12 protein-coding genes are annotated in these 17,794 nt (G+C 68.6%); 5 read left to right on the top strand and 7 right to left on the bottom strand.

The window, feature by feature from the left end:
• The first annotated feature begins 11 nt into the window (after positions 1-11).
• Positions 12-1,646: a chaperonin GroEL gene (gene groL / locus KK7_RS0111525; RefSeq protein WP_010544803.1), complete on the top strand. Its 1,635-nt coding sequence runs from the start codon at positions 12-14 to the stop codon at positions 1,644-1,646.
• 75 nt (positions 1,647-1,721) lie between these two features.
• Here the strand turns inward: groL and KK7_RS20540 are convergent, their stop codons facing one another.
• A complete protein-coding gene (locus tag KK7_RS20540) occupies positions 1,722-2,837 on the bottom strand; it encodes an oleate hydratase (RefSeq protein WP_010544802.1) in 1,116 nt (371 codons plus the stop codon).
• Positions 2,838-2,963: 126 nt separating this feature from the next.
• Positions 2,964-4,370, bottom strand: coding sequence for a M20/M25/M40 family metallo-hydrolase (locus tag KK7_RS0111515; RefSeq protein WP_010544801.1), 1,407 nt, complete (start codon positions 4,368-4,370; stop codon positions 2,964-2,966).
• A gap of 97 nt (positions 4,371-4,467) precedes the next feature.
• Here KK7_RS0111515 and KK7_RS0111510 point away from each other — a divergent pair, with 97 nt between their 5' ends.
• Genes KK7_RS0111510 through KK7_RS0111500 form a run of 3 tightly spaced genes read left to right on the top strand, consistent with a single transcriptional unit; the run spans position 4,468 to position 9,403 of the window.
• On the top strand, positions 4,468-6,879 hold the full coding sequence (locus KK7_RS0111510; RefSeq protein WP_040598434.1) for a ligase-associated DNA damage response DEXH box helicase: 2,412 nt from the start codon (positions 4,468-4,470) through the stop codon (positions 6,877-6,879).
• Positions 6,880-6,932: 53 nt separating this feature from the next.
• Positions 6,933-7,937: a retroviral-like aspartic protease family protein gene (locus KK7_RS0111505; protein WP_029623200.1), complete on the top strand. Its 1,005-nt coding sequence runs from the start codon at positions 6,933-6,935 to the stop codon at positions 7,935-7,937.
• Positions 7,938-7,969: 32 nt separating this feature from the next.
• Positions 7,970-9,403: a mannitol dehydrogenase family protein gene (locus KK7_RS0111500; RefSeq protein WP_010544798.1), complete on the top strand. Its 1,434-nt coding sequence runs from the start codon at positions 7,970-7,972 to the stop codon at positions 9,401-9,403.
• 62 nt (positions 9,404-9,465) lie between these two features.
• Here the strand turns inward: KK7_RS0111500 and KK7_RS0111495 are convergent, their stop codons facing one another.
• From KK7_RS0111495 to hflK, 5 genes are all read right to left on the bottom strand, one after another.
• A complete protein-coding gene (locus tag KK7_RS0111495) occupies positions 9,466-11,412 on the bottom strand; it encodes an OPT family oligopeptide transporter (RefSeq protein ID WP_010544797.1) in 1,947 nt (648 codons plus the stop codon).
• Between the two features lie 153 nt (positions 11,413-11,565).
• The gene (locus KK7_RS0111490) at positions 11,566-13,164 is read right to left on the bottom strand and encodes a helicase HerA-like domain-containing protein (RefSeq protein WP_010544796.1); all 1,599 of its coding nucleotides are present in this window, start codon (positions 13,162-13,164) and stop codon (positions 11,566-11,568) included.
• 66 nt (positions 13,165-13,230) lie between these two features.
• Positions 13,231-14,745: a Do family serine endopeptidase gene (locus tag KK7_RS0111485; protein ID WP_010544795.1), complete on the bottom strand. Its 1,515-nt coding sequence runs from the start codon at positions 14,743-14,745 to the stop codon at positions 13,231-13,233.
• Between the two features lie 96 nt (positions 14,746-14,841).
• On the bottom strand, positions 14,842-15,693 hold the full coding sequence (hflC, locus tag KK7_RS0111480) for a protease modulator HflC (protein WP_010544794.1): 852 nt from the start codon (positions 15,691-15,693) through the stop codon (positions 14,842-14,844).
• Positions 15,690-16,766 carry a protease modulator HflK gene (gene hflK, locus KK7_RS0111475; protein WP_010544793.1) on the bottom strand — a complete coding sequence of 359 codons (1,077 nt, stop codon included), beginning with the start codon at positions 16,764-16,766 and terminating at the stop codon, positions 15,690-15,692. Before hflK ends, hflC begins: the two co-directional genes overlap by 4 nt.
• 71 nt (positions 16,767-16,837) lie before the next feature.
• Here hflK and KK7_RS0111470 point away from each other — a divergent pair, with 71 nt between their 5' ends.
• The gene (locus tag KK7_RS0111470; protein WP_029623199.1) at positions 16,838-17,794 is read left to right on the top strand and encodes a P-loop NTPase; all 957 of its coding nucleotides are present in this window, start codon (positions 16,838-16,840) and stop codon (positions 17,792-17,794) included.

The raw sequence follows: 17,794 nt of genomic DNA, 5'->3' as shown, positions 1-17,794 counted from the left end.
AGGGCAGTCCCATGGCAGCCAAGGACGTAAAGTTTTCGCGCGACGCACGTGAGCGCATCCTGCGCGGCGTCGACATCCTCGCCGATGCGGTGAAGGTCACGCTGGGGCCGAAGGGCCGCAACGTCGTGATCGAGAAGAGCTTCGGCGCGCCCCGCATCACCAAGGACGGTGTGTCGGTCGCCAAGGAAATCGAGCTCAAGGACAAGTTCGAGAACATGGGCGCGCAGATGGTGCGCGAAGTGGCCTCGAAGACCAACGACGCCGCCGGTGACGGCACCACCACCGCGACCGTGCTCGCCCAGGCGATCGTTCGCGAGGGCATGAAGTCGGTCGCCGCCGGCATGAACCCGATGGACCTGAAGCGCGGTATCGACCTCGCCGTCACCAAGGTCGTCGAGGACGTCAAGGCCCGCTCGAAGCCCGTCTCGGGCAGCCAGGAAGTCGCCCAGGTCGGCATCATCTCGGCCAATGGCGACCGTGAAGTCGGCGAGAAGATCGCCGAGGCGATGGAGAAGGTCGGCAAGGAAGGCGTGATCACCGTCGAAGAGGCGAAGGGTCTCGAATTCGAGCTCGACGTCGTCGAAGGCATGCAGTTCGATCGCGGCTATCTCTCGCCCTACTTCATCACCAACCCGGAGAAGATGGCGGTCGAGCTCGCGGATCCGTACATCCTGATCCACGAGAAGAAGCTGTCGAACCTGCAGTCGATGCTGCCGATCCTCGAGGCGGTCGTGCAGTCGGGTCGTCCGCTGCTGATCATCGCCGAGGACATCGAAGGCGAAGCGCTGGCGACCCTGGTCGTCAACAAGCTGCGCGGCGGCCTGAAGGTCGCAGCGGTCAAGGCACCGGGCTTCGGCGATCGTCGCAAGGCGATGCTGGAAGACATCGCCGTCCTCACCAAGGGTGAAGTGATCAGCGAAGACCTCGGCATCAAGCTCGAGACCGTCACGCTCGGCATGCTCGGCACCGCCAAGCGCGTCACCATCGACAAGGACAACACCACCATCGTCGATGGCGCCGGTGAAGCCGAGTCGATCAAGGCTCGCACCGAGCAGATCCGCCAGCAGATCGACGTCACCACCAGCGATTACGACCGTGAGAAGCTCCAGGAGCGTCTCGCCAAGCTCGCCGGCGGCGTGGCCGTGATCAAGGTCGGCGGTGCGACCGAAGTTGAGGTCAAGGAGCGCAAGGACCGCGTTGACGACGCGCTGCACGCGACCCGCGCGGCCGTTGAAGAAGGCATCGTCCCCGGCGGCGGCACGGCCCTCCTCTATGCCACGAAGGCTCTCGAAGGCCTGACCGGCGCGAACGAGGACCAGACCCGCGGCATCGACATCGTCCGCAAGTCGCTGACCGCGCTGGTTCGCCAGATCGCCAGCAACGCGGGCCAGGACGGCGCCGTCGTCTCGGGCAAGCTGCTCGACCAGAACGACACCTCGTTCGGCTTCAACGCCGCGACCGACACCTACGAGAACCTCGTGGCTGCCGGCGTGATCGACCCGACCAAGGTGGTGCGCACCGCGCTGCAGAACGCGGCTTCGGTCGCCGGCCTGCTGATCACCACCGAAGCCACCATTGCCGAGCTGCCGGACGACAAGCCCGCAGCCCCGGCGATGCCGGGCGGCATGGGCGGCATGGACTTCTAAGTCCGCGCCCGACGCGAAAAGAGGGGCCGGCGGAGCGATCCGCCGGCCCTTTTTTGTTGGTGCGGGATCGAGGCCTCAGCGCTCCTTCAGCCCGGCCATCCAGCCGCGCACGGTGTCCGCAGCTTCGCCCACCCACTGGCCGCCGCGCGCCAGCACCGGCGCCTGGTCCATGTCGCCATAGGCGGTGCCCTCGGTCATCGAGCCCGGCAGCACGAAGACGAGGTCCTCGGCCGCCACCGGCAGCACCGTCGCTTCGCCGCCGACCATCGCCCGGATGCCGGTGACGGTGCGCTGTTCGCCCGCCAGGGCGAAATCGAGATCATAGGCACGGGTGTCGAACTGGAAACGCACGCCCTGCTCGCGCAGCATCCTGGTGAGGGGGCGGACGAAGGTGTCGAACTGGTCGTATTTGGGGAACAGGACGACCGACATGTCGGCAAAGCCGTCCACCGAATCGAGGAAGCGGTGCAGGTACAGCTTCATCTCGAGCAGGCTGTGCCATTCCTGAAAGGCGAACATGGTGCGGAACAGCGCCCAGAAGTTCGTCTCGAAGAAGCCCTTGTTGAAATATTGCGCGATCGTGGTGTCGCCCACCTCGTCCTTGCGCTTGAGCAGCAGCCGGACGATCTCCCACTGGTCCTTGCGCGACAGGCCGAAGGTGCTGAAGTCCTTGATCGCGCCCTGCCGGTGCATCAGCCGCGCCCTGGAATAATTGGGATCGCGATCGTTCACCCAGCGATATTCGTCGAGCACGCTGTAGCCGGCGGGCAGCTCCAGCGCCGGCACATCCTGGAACAGATCCCACAGATTGTCGTAGTTCCAGTTCATCTCGCGGCCGCCGCGGATCAGATAGCCGCGCTCCGCATCGCCCGCGCCGTCGAGCGAGCCGCCCTCGACATGCGCGGCATCGAGGATGGTGATGTTGGCGGGCGGCATATGGCCGTCGCGGATCAGATAGAAGGCGGCGGCGAGACCGGCGATCCCGCTGCCGACGATCCACGCCTTGCGCGCTTCCACCCCCGGCGTCGGCAGCGGCCGGTTGCGGGCATAGGGACTCCAGAAATCGGGCGGCGGCAGCGTGTTCTCGGGCCGCTGGTACCAATAGCCGGCGGTGGTATCCGGCGCGTGGACGAAGCCTTGCGGCGCGGCATTGGCCGGCCCGGCGAGCCAGGCCGGGGTGGAATGGGCCATGGTGCGATCCTCCTCGAATGCAGCGGGGTTTCCCCCGCTGGATCCAGCAGATCGCCGCAAAGGCGTATCCGTAATGTTGGCAGGCGTGCGCGCCGCTGCCGCCGCCGTCAGTTCGAACCCTGGTGCCTATTCCTGTTCGGCATAGGCCTTCACCAGATCGAACAGATAGTCGCGCCCGGTGTAGAGCGAGCGCATCTCCACCCGCTCGTTCAGCCCGTGAACGCCGTTGCCGTCCGGATCGCCCCAGCCGCCGGGCACGCCATAGGTGGGGATGCCGACGGCGGCGAGGAAGATGGCGTCGGTCGCGCCGGTCGACATGGTCGGCACCAGCGGCACGCCGGGGAAATATTTCGCGACCAGCTTCTCCGCGGGCCCCACGACCTTCGGGTCGAGTGCGGGCGGCTTCGCGATCGGCCGCACCGGCGGGACCATCGTGACCGTCACCTTCGCGTCGCCGATCGCGGCGACCAGCGCCTTCTGGACTTCCTCGCTGCTGTGCCCTGGGAAGATGCGGCAGTTGACGTTCGCCGCCGCGCGCTGCGGCAGCGCGTTGTTGGCGTGGCCGCCCTCCAGCAAGGTCGCGACGCAGGTGGTGCGCAGCATCGAATGGAAGATCCGATCGGTGTTGAGCAGCGTCTCGGCCGCCTTGTCGGCCGGGTTGGCCGCGATCGCCACCATCGCCTTGCCCATCGCGTCCGTCCGCGCCGCGCCCGCCTTGGCGAAATAGGCGCGGGTGGTGTCCGAAAGCTCCAGCGGGAAGTCGTGGGCGCGGATCTTCACCAGCGCATCGGCCAGCTGGTAGATCGCGTTCTCCGGCACCGGAATCGAACTGTGGCCGCCGGGATTGCTGGTTTCCAGCCGATAATTCTGCACCGCCTTCTCGCCGACCTGCATCTGCTGGACCAGCACCTTGCCGTGCCCGTCCGACTTGCCGCCGCCGCCTTCGTTGAGCGCGAATTCGGCGTCGATCAGGTCGCGCCTGTTCTTCGAGAGCCATTCGGCGCCGTTGAACGCCCAGGTCGTCTCCTCGCCGCAGGTCAGCGCCAGCTTCACGGTGCGCCTGGGCTTGTACCCGGCCTGCTGGAAGCGGATCAGCGTGTCCGCCCAGGTTGCCGCCATCGCCTTGTCGTCCACGGCGCCGCGGGCATAATAATAGCCGTTTTCCTCGACCAGCTTGAACGGATCGCGGGTCCAGTCCTCGCGCTTGGCGGCGACCACGTCGATATGCGCGAGCAGCAGGATCGGCTTCGCCTTTTTCGAGGTGCCCGGATAGACCGCGACCAGCCCGCCGTCCCTGGGATGCTCGGGGGTGGCGAACAGGGTGAGCTGCTCGTCCTTGAAGCCGGCCGCCTTCATCCGCGCGGCAATCTGTTCGGCCGCCTGGGTGCAGCTGCCGACATTGACGACCGTGTTGGTCTCGACCAGCTCCTTGTAGAGCTCGAAGAACTTCGCCTGATCGGGCCGCGTCTGCGCGGCGGCCGGCGCGGCGATGGCGAGCGCGAGCAGCGCGCTGGTGGCAAGAAGCGACTTCATCCGGTTTCCCCTGTTTTGCCCTGCCCGCAATGGAGCATGCAAACGGCCGGATGGGAAGCGCCTCCCCAGCAGCGCATGCGCTCCCTACATAGGGGGCGTGCCGATCGATCTCCCCACAGCTTTGGCAGACTGGTTCGCCGCGCGCGGATGGGCGCCGCGCCGGCACCAGCGCGACATGCTCGCGGCGGCGCGGGCGGGCAGCCATGCGCTGCTCGTCGCCCCCACCGGCGCGGGCAAGACGCTGTCCGGCTTCCTGCCGACGCTCGCCGACCTGATCGCGGCGCCGGGCGAGGGGTTGCACACGCTCTACATCTCGCCCTTGAAGGCGCTGGCGGTGGACGTGCAGCGCAACCTGCTGACGCCGATCGAGGAGATGGGGCTGCCCATCCGGGTGGAGACGCGCACCGGCGACACCCCGCACGAGAAGAAGGTTCGCCAGCGCGCCCGCCCGCCCCAGGTGCTGATGACCACCCCCGAATCGCTCAGCCTGCTGCTCTCCTACGAGGACAGCCTGACGATGTTCGCCGGGCTGAGGACGGTGGTGATCGACGAGATCCACGCCTTCGCCACCGGCAAGCGCGGCGACCTGCTGGCGCTGGCGCTCGCCCGGCTGGAGCGGCTGGCGCCGGGCTTCCGCCGCGTCGGGCTCTCCGCCACCGTCGCCGATCCGGACGGCTATCGCGCCTGGCTCGCGCCCTATGGGGACATCGATTCGGTGACGCTGGTGCAGGGCGAAAAGGGCGCCGATCCCGATATCGCCATCCTGCTGCCCGAGGGCCGCGTGCCCTGGGCCGGGCATTCGGGCATCTATGCCATCCCGCAGGTGATGGCGGAGATCGAGACGCACAAGACGACGATCGTCTTCTGCAACACCCGTGGCCTGGCCGAACTCGTCTTCCAGCAGCTGTGGAAGGTGAACGAGCGCAAGCTGCCGATCGGCGTGCATCATGGCAGCCTCAGCCTGGAGGCGCGGCAGAAGGCGGAGCAGGCGATGGCCGAGGGGCGATTGCGCGCGCTCGTCGCCACCGCGAGCCTCGATCTCGGCGTCGACTGGGGCGATGTCGATTGCGTGATCCAGATGGGAGCGCCCAAGGGCTCGTCGCGGCTGCTCCAGCGGATCGGGCGGGCCAACCACCGGCTCGACGAGGCGAGCGAGGCGGTGCTGATCCCCGGCAACCGCTTCGAATATCTGGAGGCGCGCGCCGCACTCGATGCGGTGGCGGCGGGCGAGCTGGATCCCGATCTTTTCCGCCCCGGCGCGCTCGACGTGCTGGCCCAGCATGTGATGGGCTGCGCCTGCGCCGCGCCTTTCCGGGCGGAGGACATGCTGCAGGAAGTGCGTGCAGCATTGCCCTATTCGGCGCTGACCGAGGATGTGTTCGATCGCGTCCTCAACTTCATCGCGGACGGCGGCTACAGCTTGCGCGCCTATGACAAGTTCAAGCGGCTGACCCGGGGGCGCGACGGCCTGTGGCGCGTCACCCAGCCCGCCTTTATTGCGCAGCATCGGCTCAACGCCGGCATCATCGTCGAATCGCCGATGCTCGAGGTGCGCTTCAAGAACGGCAGGCGGCTGGGCAAGGTGGAAGAGGGGTTCGCCGCCGCGCTCTCGCCCGGCGACACCTTCTTCTTCGGCGGCCTGGCGTTGGAAGTGGAGCGGGTGGAGGCGACCGATCTGATCGTCCGCGCGACGTCCAGGCAGGCGCGCGTGCCGAGCTATATGGGCGCGCGGCTGGCGATCACCGCAAACCTTGCCGATCGCGTCCGCGCCTTTCTGTTCGATCGGCGCCAATGGGCGCGCTTTCCGGCGGACGTCGCCGAATGGCTGGAGACGCAGGCGCGCCGATCGGCGCTGCCCGCGCCGGGGCAATTGCTGGTCGAGACCTTCCCGCATGAAGGCCGGCACCACCTGGTCGTCTACAGCTTCGAAGGCTGGAACGCGCACCAGTCGCTGGGCATGCTGGTCACGCGGCGGATGGAGGCACTGGGGCTGAAGCCTTTGGGCTTCGTCGCCAATGATTATGCGCTGGCGGTCTATGGGCTGGAGAAGATCGCCGATCCGCGGCCGCTCTTCTCGCCGGACATTCTCGAGCATGAGTTCGTCGAGTGGGTGCAGGGCTCGGCGCTGCTCAAGCGGGCGTTCCGCGAGGTGGCGATCATCGGCGGGCTGGTCGAGCGCCAGCATCCGGGCAAGAAGAAGACCGGGCGGCAGGTCACCTTCTCGACCGACCTGATCTACGACGTGCTGCGCAAGTACGAGCCCGACCATCTGCTGCTGCGCGCCGCCTGGGAAGATGCACGGGCGAAGATGACCGATGTCGGACGGCTCGCCCGGCTGCTCGACGAGGCCGGTGAGCGAATGCTCCATGTCGACCTGGCGCGGGTCAGTCCCATGGCAGTTCCGGTGCTGATCATGATCGGTCGCGAATCGGTGGCGCAGGGCACCACCGAAGATGCGCTGCTCGAAGAGGCGGAGGCGATTGCTGCCGAGGCGATGCGGCTCGACTGACCCCGTTCTTTTGCGGGATTGCTGCGCAACATGGGAGCAGGTAAATTGCGGTCATGGTTGGAGTCCCGTCTGCGTTGATCCTCTGGGGATTGCCCCTCGGCCTGCTTGCCGGCGGGCCGGTGGCGGTGCGGACCGATCCCGAAACCGCGCCCGCCGCCGGCGCGCCGGACGCGATCCAGCTGGCACTCGGCGAGACCAGTGCCCGCCTGACCGTGCCGGTCGCGATCCTGCGGCAGGGGCCGTACAACTTCATCATCGATACCGGTGCCGAGCGTACCGTCGTCTCGCGCGAGCTGGCGGGCCGGCTGGGGCTGGCGGCGGGGACCGAGGTGACCGTGACCTCGATGACCGGGCGCAGCCGGGTCGGCACCGTGATCGTCCCCGATCTCGCCATCGAGTCGATCGGCAGGTCGCACCAGATCGTCGCGCCGGCGTTCGAGGCGCGCAATATCGGGGCAGCCGGGCTGCTCGGCATCGACACGCTGCGCGATCACCAGGTGACGATCGACTTCGACACCGGCACCATGGCGGTGCGGCCGAGCGTGAAGCGCAAGCGCAACCACAAGCATGCACCGGACGAGATCGTCGTTTCCGCCAAGGATCAGTTCGGCCAGCTGATCGTGACCGACGCCTATTATGCCAATACGCGCGTGCAGGTGGTGCTCGATACCGGATCGCAGGTGACGATGGGCAACGAGGCGCTGCGCCGCAAGGTCGGCCGCAACGTCGGGGCATTGCAGACGATCGAGCTGACCAGCGTCGATGGCGGCACCACCCAGGCGCAATATGGCCATGTGCCGGCAATGCGGGTGAGCAACGTCGCGTTCGACGTGCTGCCGGTCGCCTTTGCCGAGGCCGAGCCGTTCAAGCGCTTCGGCCTCACCAGGCGGCCGGCGATCATGCTCGGCATGGATGCGATGCGCAGCTTCCGCCGGGTGGAGATCGACTTTCCCAACCGGCAGGTGCGCTTCTTCCTGCCGCGGGGCACGCGGGAGCGCCGGCCCGATCTGGGCAGGCCGCTGCTGCCCCCGGCGCTGGGCGGCAGCGCGCGCGATTGACTTTACCCGGCAGGTCTGATTGGCCTGACCATATGACTATCCTTTCGCGCGCGTCGCTCGCCGGGCTTCCTGCCGGCATCCTCCGCCCCGGCCATGACCCGGCCGCGATCCGCACCGGAATCGTCCATTTCGGCCCCGGCGCCTTCCACCGCGCCCACCAGGCGGCGTTCATCGACAGGGTGCTCGACAGCGATCCGCGCTGGGGCATCGCCGCGGTGTCGTTGCGCAGCGGCACCACCACCGACGCGCTGAAGGCGCAGGACGGGCTGTACACGCTGGCGGTGATTGATCGCGAACCTTCCACCCGGATCATCGCCGCGCATTCGGACGCGATCGGCCCCGGCGAGGGCGCCCGCCTGCGCGTGCTGCTGGCCAGCCCCGAGGTGCGGATCGCCACCAGCACGGTGACCGAGAAGGGCTATTGCCTGGGCGGCGACGGCACGCTGGACATGGGCCATCCCGATATCGTCCACGACCTTGCACGGCCCGAGGAGCCCGCGAGCGTGATCGGCTGGATCGTGACCGGTCTCGCCGATCGCCGCGCCGCGGGCGTGGCGCCGTTCGCGATGCTGTGTTGCGACAACATGACCGGCAATGGCGGCAAGCTCCGCGCCGCCTGCGTCGCGCTGGCGCGCATATGGGATGCGGATCTCGCCGACTGGATCGCGGCGGAAGTGGCCTTCCCTGATTCGATGGTCGATTCGATCACGCCGGCGAGCGACCCGGCCTTCCTTGCAAAGGTGGCGGGCGACCTGGGCGCCGAGGACAAGGGCGCGGTGCAGCGCGAATCCTTCACCCAATGGGTGCTGCAGCGCTTCGACATGGAAGACGGCCCGGACCTCGCATCGGCGGGCGTGACGCTGACCAGCGACGTGCGCGGCTATGAGCAGGCCAAGCTGCGGGTGCTCAACGGCAGCCATTCGAGCCTCGCCTATATCGGCCTGGTGCTGGGGCATGAGACGGTGTTCGAGGCGATGTCCGATGCCGCGCTCGGCGGCTTCGTGACGCGGCTGGCGCATCAGGACATCGCGGCGTCGCTGGGGCCGGTCGATGGGCTGGACGTGCCCGGCTATGTCGATGCGGTGCTCGACCGGTTCCGCAACCCGGCGATCCGCCACCTGCTCTCCCAGATCGCCTTGGACGGCTCGCAGAAGCTGCCCTACCGCCTGCTGGATACGACGGCGGCGGCGCTCGATGCCGGGAGGCCGGTCGCGCGGCTGGCGGTGCCGGTGGCGGCGTGGATCGCGTTCTTAGCGGCGAAGGCCAAGGTGGGCGACAAGATCACCGATCCCTTGGCCGATACGCTCGCAGCGGCCGCAACCGATGCCGCGCCGGTCGAGGCAGTCCTCGCGCTGCGGCAGGTGTTCCCGGCGCGGGTGGCCGGGGACGCGCAATATCGCGCGGCAGTGGCGGATGCCTATGCGGCGATCCAGGCCGGCAAGCTGGGCGAGCTGCTCGCGGGCTGAGTCCTTCCTTTGAACCCCCCTCCCGCGAGCGGGAGGGGGGTGCAAGGGCCGGGAGGTTCCGCTTACCGCGCCTGCCGCTTCGTGTAGAGATACAGTCCCGCGGTAATCGCCAGGAACAGCGCCGTGCCCCCCGCGAGCGCCACGCCCGCAAAGCCCGGACCGACCAGCGCGAGCGGGGCTTCGCTGCCGGTTTCGTAGACGATGCCCGCATAGAGCACTCCGAACAGGCTGTCGCCGACGATCATGCCGGTGGCCATCAGCACGCCCATGCGCTTGACGAATTCGGGGTCCCGTGCGCGCTCGGCAGCGCGGTCGTAGAACCAGCCGATCACCGCGCCGACCACCACGGTCAGCGTCACGCCCATCGGCAGGTAGATGCCGAGGCCGACCGCCAGCGGCGGCAGCCGCAGCTTGCTGGTGCGGGCCAGCACCTCGTCGACCAGGATCACGCCCGCGCCGATCAGCGCACCCACGCCGATCAGGTCCCAGCGCAGATCGCCGCCCAGCACGCCCTTGGCGAGCGAGGAGATCAGCGCCGCCTGCGGCGCGGGCAGCGCATCGGCGCTGGCGCCCGGCACCCCGGCGAAGCCGAACGAGGCGTTGAGCACGCTCAGCACCGGCGGGATGACGAGGCTGCCGAAGATCACGCCGAAGATCAGCGCGACCTGCTGCTTCCACGGCGTCGCGCCGACCAGCTGGCCGGTCTTGAGGTCCTGGAGATTGTCGTTGGAGATGGTCGCCACGCCGAACACGATGCCGGTGACGATGAGGGCGTAGGCGATCAGCGCCTGGGTGGTGCCGGGATCGAGATCGCGCCCGAACAGGCCGACCAGCATCAGCGAGGCCGCGACGACCGAGAGGATGCCGATGCCAGATACCGGGCTGTTCGACGCGCCGATCAGGCCGGCCATATAGCCGCACACCGAGGCGATCACGAGCCCGACGACGAGCACGAAGGCGAGCGAACCCGCGACCAGCAGCCCGGCCGAGGCGGAGAGCGGGCCGGCCGCCAGCACGCTCCACAACAGCCAGCCGATCGGCAGCAGCATGCCCAGCGTTACCACCGCGACGATGGTGATCGGCAGGTCCCGCTCGCCGATCGGCACCTCCGCGCCGCTGCGTGCGGCGGCCGAGGCGGCGAGCGAGGAGCGGATGCCGCCGATGACGGGGCCGATGATCTTGAGCAGCGTCCAGATCGCCGCGACGCCGATGGTGCCGGCGCCGAGGAAGCGCACGTCGCTGCGGAACACGGTGCTCGCCACCGCCTCCGCCGTGCCGGGAAGCCCCGCGCTGAGGATCGGCAGCGCGATCCACCAGCCGATCGCCACGCCGACGAGGATGGCGATGCCGACGGTGAGGCCGATCAGGTGCCCCGCGCCGATCAGCGCGAACTGCAGCCCGCCGATGATGCCGGTCGAGCCCGCGCCCGCCTTGAAGAAGACCGCGCCTTCCTCGGCCGCCAGCTTCATCCGGGTGACCAGCGCGAAGCCGGCCGAGGCGACCGCGTTGACCACGATCACCTTGAGCCCGCGTGCGCTTTCCTCGGCGCCCTCGCGGCTGCCGGCGCCGACCTGCAGCACCTCCGCGGCGGCGCGGCCCTCGGGATAGGGCAGATCGGGCGAATCGACGACGAGCGCCCGGCGCAGCGGCACCGAGAACATCACGCCGAGGATGCCGCCGAACATCGTGATCGCGGCGGTTTCGATATAGGGAAAGCCGTTCCACCAGCCGATCATCACGAGGCCCGGCAGCACGAAGATGATCGCCGCCAGCGTGCCCGCCGCGCTGGCGACGGTCTGGACGATGTTGTTCTCGAGGATGGTCGAGCCGGGGAAGAAGCGCAGGATCGCCATCGAGATCACCGCGGCGGGGATCGAGGTGGCGAAGGTGAGGCCGATCTTGAGGCCGAGATAGACGTTGGCGGCGGTGAACAGCAGTGTGATCGCACCGCCGAGCAGCACGCCGCGAAGCGTGAGTTCAAGCGGGGCGCGGGCAGGGGCAATGGCCATGCGCTAGAGGCTCCGAAGGGGGGGGGGGCGGGGCGCGCGAAACCGCGCCACTGCTGCACGCAGTGGTCCATCCGGATCAGCATGGGCACCCTCGCCGTCGCATTGCCGGTACCGTGGCACCGGCGGGCGCGAAAGGACAGGCCTTTCGGGCATTCAGCCGCGGAACAGCCCGCCCAGCACGCCGCGCACCACCTGACCGAGCATGCCGCCGCCGCCCTTGCTGCCGAACACGGCCTTGCTGACCTCGTTCGCCACCGCGCGGCCCGCGGCCGACGATGCCGAGCGGGTGGCGGAGCGGATCGCGCGATTGAGCGGGTTGTTCGCCGCCTCGCGCTCGGCGGCGATGCGGGCGCGCTCCGCCTCCTTGGCGCGGCGGGCATCTTCCTTGGCCTGGGCGGCGGCGGCCTTTTCGGCGGCGTCGCGGGCCTGGGCCTCGGCGGCGGCGGCGCTCGCCTCGGCGCGCTTGGCGGCGATCAGCTCGTCGGCGGACTCGCGGTCGATCGCCGCATCGTAGCGGGTGCCGACCGCGTCGGTCTCGACCAGGATCTTGCGCTCGTCCGCCGCCAGCGGCCCGACGCGGGAAGCTGGCGGGCGGACCAGCGTGCGCGCGACCGGCGCCGGCGAGCCATCCGCCTGGAGCAGCGAGACGAGCGCCTCGCCCACCGCCAGCTCGGTGATCGCGGTGGCCACGTCGAGCCCGGGGCTGGCCCGGAAGGTCTCGGCGGCGGCGCGGATCGCCTTCTGGTCGCGGGGCGTGAAGGCGCGCAGCGCGTGCTGGATGCGGTTGCCGAGCTGGGCGGCGACATCCTCGGGAATGTCGATCGGGTTCTGCGTGACGAAATAGACGCCGACGCCCTTGGAGCGGATCAGGCGGACGACCTGCTCGATCTTCTCCAGCAGCGCCCTGGGCGCGTCGTCGAACAGCAGGTGCGCCTCGTCGAAGAAGAAGACCAGCACCGGCTTGTCGGGATCGCCGATTTCGGGGAGCGTCTCGAACAGTTCGGACAGCAGCCAGAGCAGGAAGCTGGCATAGAGGCGCGGACTGGCCATCAGCCGGTCGGCGGCGAGGATGTTGACCACGCCGCGGCCACTGTCGTCGGTGGCCAGGAAGTCCTGGATGCTGAGCGCCGGCTCGCCGAAGAAATGGGCGGCGCCCTGGGTGCGCAGCTGGAGCAGCTGGCGCTGGATCGCGCCGACGCTCTGCTTCGAGACGTTGCCATAGGTGGTCGAGAGTTCCTCGGCACGCTCGGCGCAGTGGGCGAGCATGGCCTGGAGGTCGTCGAGGTCGAGCAGCAGCAGCCCTTCGGCATCGGCGACGTGGAAGGCGATGGTGAGCACACCCTCCTGCACCTCGTTCAGGTCCATCAGCCGGGCGAGCAGCAGCGGGCCCATTTCGGAAACGGTGGCGCGGATCGGGTGGCCGGCCTCGCCGAACAGGTCCCACAGCTGCACCGGCATGGCGCGGTACTGCCAGCCGCCGTCGCCGATGGCCTGGGCGCGCGCGGCGAAGGCGGCATGGGGCTTGGCGAGCGGCGATCCGGCCATGCCGAGCCCGCCCAGGTCGCCCTTCACGTCCGCCACGAACACCGGCACCCCGGCGGCCGAGAAGCCTTCCGCCAGGCCCTGCAGCGTCACCGTCTTGCCGGTACCGGTCGCCCCTGCGATCAACCCGTGGCGATTGGCGCGACGCAGGTTGAGTTCGATCCGCTCGGTACCGGCTGCGCCAACGAAAAGGCCCGTCTCTTCCGCCATTTCCTGCTCCTTTTGGGAGCAGGCATAGGGAAGAAACGGGCCCTGGTCAGCCGCTTTTAGCTGCGATCAGTTGCCGGCGATGCCGACGGGAATGTAGTTGCCGACGTTGCGGCGCTGGACGAACAGCACCACCTGCTTGCGGCCTGCCGCCTTCGCGGCGGCGACGATCTTGCTGAGATCGGCACCGGTGCGCACCGGCTGCTGGTTGGCGGAGACGATCACGTCGCCCCGCTGCAGGCCCTTGCCCGCCGCATCGCTGCTCGGGTTCACGCCCAGGATCACCACGCCGCCCAGCGAGGGATCGACGCCGATCTGGCGCGCGATCTGCGCGGTGAGCGGGGTGACGCCTACGCCGAGCGTCGCGGTGGGGCCCGTCGGCGAGCTGCCGTCGTCGCCGTCATCGCCCTGCGCGCCGTCCTGGTCGTTCGGGTCGAACTGGGCGAGCTGCTCGTCCGGCGGACGGGTGCCGACGGTGACGTTGACGGTCTGCCGCTTGCCGTCGCGGATCAGCTCCACCGGGATGCGAGTGCCCGGGCTGACGTTCGCGACGATGTAGGACAGCGTCTGCTCGGGCGTGATGTCCTTGCCGTTGACCTTCACGATCACGTCGCCCTGGCGGATGCCCGCCTTCTCGGCGGGCTGGCCTGGCTCGACGCGGGCGACCAGCGTGCCGCGGTCGGACGGCAGGCCGAAACCGGCGGCGAGGTCCTTGGTCAGGTCCTGCATCGCGATGCCGAGATAGCCGCGGGTGATCGCCTTGCCCTGCATCAGCTTGTCGATGATCGGCTTGGCTTCCTCTGCGGGAATTGCGAAGCCGATGCCGACATTGCCGCCGGTGGGCGACAGGATCTGCGAGTTGATGCCGATCACGTTGCCGTTGAGATCGAACATCGGGCCGCCGGAGTTGCCGCGGTTGATCGACGCGTCGGTCTGGATGAAGCGGTCATAGGCGCCGGCGCCGGTCACGCGGTGGGTAGCCGAGATGATGCCGGCGGTGACGGTGCCGCCCAGGCCGAACGGGTTGCCGATCGCCACGATCCAGTCACCGACGCGGGCGCGGCCCGAATCGCCGAACTTGACGAAGGGCAGCGCGGTGCCGTCGATCTTGAGCACCGCCAGGTCCGACTGCGCGTCATGGCCGATCAGCTTGGCCTTGAAATCGCGGCCATCGGCCAGGGTGACGGTGATCGTCTCCACCACCGCGCCCTGCGCGCCGGCCGAGATCACATGGTTGTTGGTGACGACATAGCCGTCGGCCGAGATGATGAAGCCCGAGCCCAGCGACTGCGCTTCGCGGGTCACAGGCTGGCCCTGGCCGCCGCCGAACATCTCGAACGGCGTGCCGGCGAACGGATTGGCGTTCACCTTCACGCGCTGCGTGGTCGAGATGTTCACCACGGCGGGCTGGAGGCGGGCGACGAGGTCGGCGAAGCTCATCGGCGCGCCGGCCTTGGGCGCCACTGCCTGAATGGTGCCGGGCTCGTTCTGCGCGGTCTGCGCGCCGGCCGGCTGGTTGAGCGAGAGTGCGGTGGCGGCGCCACCCAGCAGAATCGCGGTAGTCAAGGCGTAGGCGTAACGCACGGGGTCATTTCCTCTCGAAAGGAATGGTATTCGTCTCAAGCCGCGCTTCTAGCCGGCGCGGCTGAACCTGATTTGAATATGAACGGCCGGACAGCTTCATCGTTGCCCGGTGAACTCCCGAAGATACGCATTGTTCGGCGACAGGATGATCTGGCTGTCGCCCTTGGCGTCCGGGCTCAGGAAGGTCGTGCGGTAGGACTGCATCGCCCGGTAGAAATCGTAGAATTTCGGGTCCTTGTTGAACGCCGCGGCATAGATCTGCGCCGCCTGGGCCTGGGCGTCGGCGCGGATGATCTGCGCGTCCTTCAGCCCCTGCGCCTTGATCGTCTCCGCTTCCTGACTGCGCGCGGTGGCCATGCGGGTGAGCGCGCTGGTCAGCGGCGAGCCCGAAGGCAGCTCGGTCTGCTTGATGCGGACATCGACGATCTGCACGCCATACTGGCTGGCGAGCTTCTGCAGCGAGGCCTGCACGTTATCCATCACCTGCCCGCGTTCCGGGCTGAGCAGGGTGCTCGAGCGGCGCTTGCCGAGCTCGTTGCGCAGCGACGAGCGCAGCAGCGGCTGGAGCTGATCGCGGAGACGCTCCTCGGTGCCGACGGTCACCACCATCCGCAGCGGATCGGTGATGCGATAGCGGGCATAGGCGTCGATCTCGAGGCGGAGCTGGTCGGTCGACAGCACCGGCTCGTCCGGCAGGTCGACATCGAGCACGCGCTTGTCCACCCATACCAGCCGGTCGACGAACGGAATGCGGAACACCGGGCCGGCATTGGTACGGCCGAAGCCCTCGCCGGTGCGATAGGCGTTCACCGTGCGGTACGGCTTCTCCAGCCGCAGCACGACGACCTGCTTGGTCTCCGGCACGATCGCCACCGTGCTCATCAGCACGATGAGCAGGACGATGACGGCGACGACCAGCGCGATCGGGTTGCGTGCCCAGGCGATCACTTGGCGCCTCCCTTGGTGTCGCCTTCGATCGTGGCGGTCCCCCGGCGCAGTTGCGGCAGCGGCAGATAGCTGTTCACGCCGGGTGCCTCGATCACGGTCTTATTGGTGTTGGCCAGCACGGCCTCCATGGTTTCGTAATAGAGCCGGCGCTTCGTCACTTCGGGCGCGAGCTTGTACTGTTCGTAGATCTTGTCGAACTCGGCCGCCTCGCCCTGGGCCGCGGCGATCACGCGCTGGGCATAGGCATTGGCGTTGTTGCGGTTCGATTCGGCTTCCTGCTGCGCGGCGGTGACGGCCTTGAAGGCGTCGTCCACCTGGCTCGGCGCGGCGGCCTTCTGGATGGCGACGCCCTGGATGCGGATGCCCGAGCCATATTCGTCGAGGATCTGCTGCATCGCGACCTGCGCCTCGGCCTCGATCTTCGAGCGGCCCTCGCCGATCGCCTCGTTGAGCGTGGTGTTGGCGATGACGTTGCGCATCGCGCTCTCGGCGGTGGCACGCACCGTCTCGCGCGGGTCGGCGATCTGGAACACATAGTCGGAGGCGCTGCGGATATCCCAGCGCACCGAATAGGCGAGGTCGACGATGTTCTGATCGCCGGTCAGCATCAGATTCTCGCCGCTGTTGGGAAAGTTCTCGGTCCGGATATTGCCGACATCGACCACGTCGACCAGCTGGAACGGCGCGGGCAGGGTGAACTGGATGCCGGGATCCAGCGTACCGGAATAGCGGCCGAGGAAGGTGACGACGCCCTTCTCGCGCGGGCCGATCGGGTGGACCGAGGTGTAGACGATCCACACGCCGATCAGACCGGCGAGGATCAGCAGCCACAGCCGCGCGCCGCTGGGCATACCGGGCAGGCCGCCGCCGCCGCCGCGGGCGCGACGCCACAGCTCGTCCAGCGCGCTCGCGGACGCAGCGCGGCTGCGGCGGCCCTCGGGCGGCACGGACCACGGGTTGCGCGGGCCACTGCCATTGCCGTCGCCCTTATCCGAGCCGCCGCCCCAGGGGCTTTTCGGCGCCTCGTTGTGGAAGGTGCCGGACAGCGCGTCGCGGCCAGAACTATTCACCATGCTGACCTTTATAAGCAGGGCGACGCGGATTTACAGTGGCGTCGGACGATTGTGTACCTATGTGCCGCGGCATGACTGAACCGCAGGACCTTACCGCCGCCCTCGCCCCCGTCTCCGCCGGCCGCGCCACGGTGCGCCTGGAAGGCGGCCGTGCCAATGTCGTGCTCGACGTGACCGGCCTCGCGCCCGAGACCCGCGACGCGCTGGAAGCCGAGGTGCGCAGCGCCGCCGCCGCGCTGCCGGGCGTGGCGGAAGTGCGCATTCTTCTCACCAGCGAGCGCCGCACCCGCCGCATCCTCGCCGTTGCCAGCGGCAAGGGCGGGGTGGGCAAGTCCACCGTCGCCGCCAATCTCGCGATCGCGCTCGCCCGGCGGGGCATCAAGGTCGGGCTGGTCGATGCCGATATCTACGGCCCCTCGCAGCCCAAGTTGCTGGGCGTCGAGGGTGTGAAGCCGCAGGCGCGTGACAAAGTATTGCTGCCGATCGATACCCCGTTCGGGCTCAAGATGCTGTCGATGGGCGGCCTGGTAGCCGAAGGCCAGGCGATCGCCTGGCGCGGGCCGATGGCGGGCGGGGCGCTCGGCCAGCTGGTCGATGCCGCCTGGGGCGATACCGAACTGCTGGTGCTCGATCTGCCGCCGGGAACCGGCGACGTGCAGCTGACGATGATCCAGAAGCACAAGCCGGCGGGTGCGGTGATCGTCTCCACCCCGCAGGATCTGGCGCTGATCGATGCGACGCGGGCGATCGACCTGTTCAACAAGGCCGGGGTGCCGATCGTCGGGCTGGTCGAGAACATGGCCGGCTATTGCTGCCCGCATTGCGGCGGCGTCTCCGATCCGTTCGGCAGCGGCGGGGCGGAGAAGGCCGCGGGCACGCTGGGCATCCCGTTCCTGGGCCGAATCCCGCTCGCCATGGCGATCCGCGCGGCTTCGGATGCGGGAATGCCGCCCGCGGCCGGGGATACGGAGTCTTCCGCAGTATTTGGTGCCTTGGCGGAATCCGTATATGAATGGCTAAAGAGGTGA

Source organism: Sphingomonas elodea ATCC 31461 (genome assembly GCF_000226955.1).
Classification (GTDB): Bacteria; Pseudomonadota; Alphaproteobacteria; order Sphingomonadales; family Sphingomonadaceae; genus Sphingomonas; species Sphingomonas elodea.
Note: the sequence above shows the minus strand (reverse complement) of the source record. Positions and strands in the feature narration are given on the sequence as shown.

Excerpts from the sequence above, each read along its gene's own strand:
- KK7_RS0111495 (WP_010544797.1), bottom strand. The coding sequence starts at position 11,412 with ATGGCCATTGCCCCTGCCCGCGCCCCGCTTGAACTCACGCTTCGCGGC.
- KK7_RS0111500 (WP_010544798.1), top strand. The coding sequence starts at position 7,970 with ATGACTATCCTTTCGCGCGCGTCGCTCGCCGGGCTTCCTGCCGGCATC.
- hflK (WP_010544793.1), bottom strand. The coding sequence starts at position 16,766 with ATGGTGAATAGTTCTGGCCGCGACGCGCTGTCCGGCACCTTCCACAAC.
- groL (WP_010544803.1), top strand. The coding sequence starts at position 12 with ATGGCAGCCAAGGACGTAAAGTTTTCGCGCGACGCACGTGAGCGCATC.
- KK7_RS0111470 (WP_029623199.1), top strand. The coding sequence starts at position 16,838 with ATGACTGAACCGCAGGACCTTACCGCCGCCCTCGCCCCCGTCTCCGCC.
- KK7_RS20540 (WP_010544802.1), bottom strand. The coding sequence starts at position 2,837 with ATGGCCCATTCCACCCCGGCCTGGCTCGCCGGGCCGGCCAATGCCGCG.
- KK7_RS0111490 (WP_010544796.1), bottom strand. The coding sequence starts at position 13,164 with ATGGCGGAAGAGACGGGCCTTTTCGTTGGCGCAGCCGGTACCGAGCGG.
- KK7_RS0111505 (WP_029623200.1), top strand. The coding sequence starts at position 6,933 with ATGGTTGGAGTCCCGTCTGCGTTGATCCTCTGGGGATTGCCCCTCGGC.
- KK7_RS0111515 (WP_010544801.1), bottom strand. The coding sequence starts at position 4,370 with ATGAAGTCGCTTCTTGCCACCAGCGCGCTGCTCGCGCTCGCCATCGCC.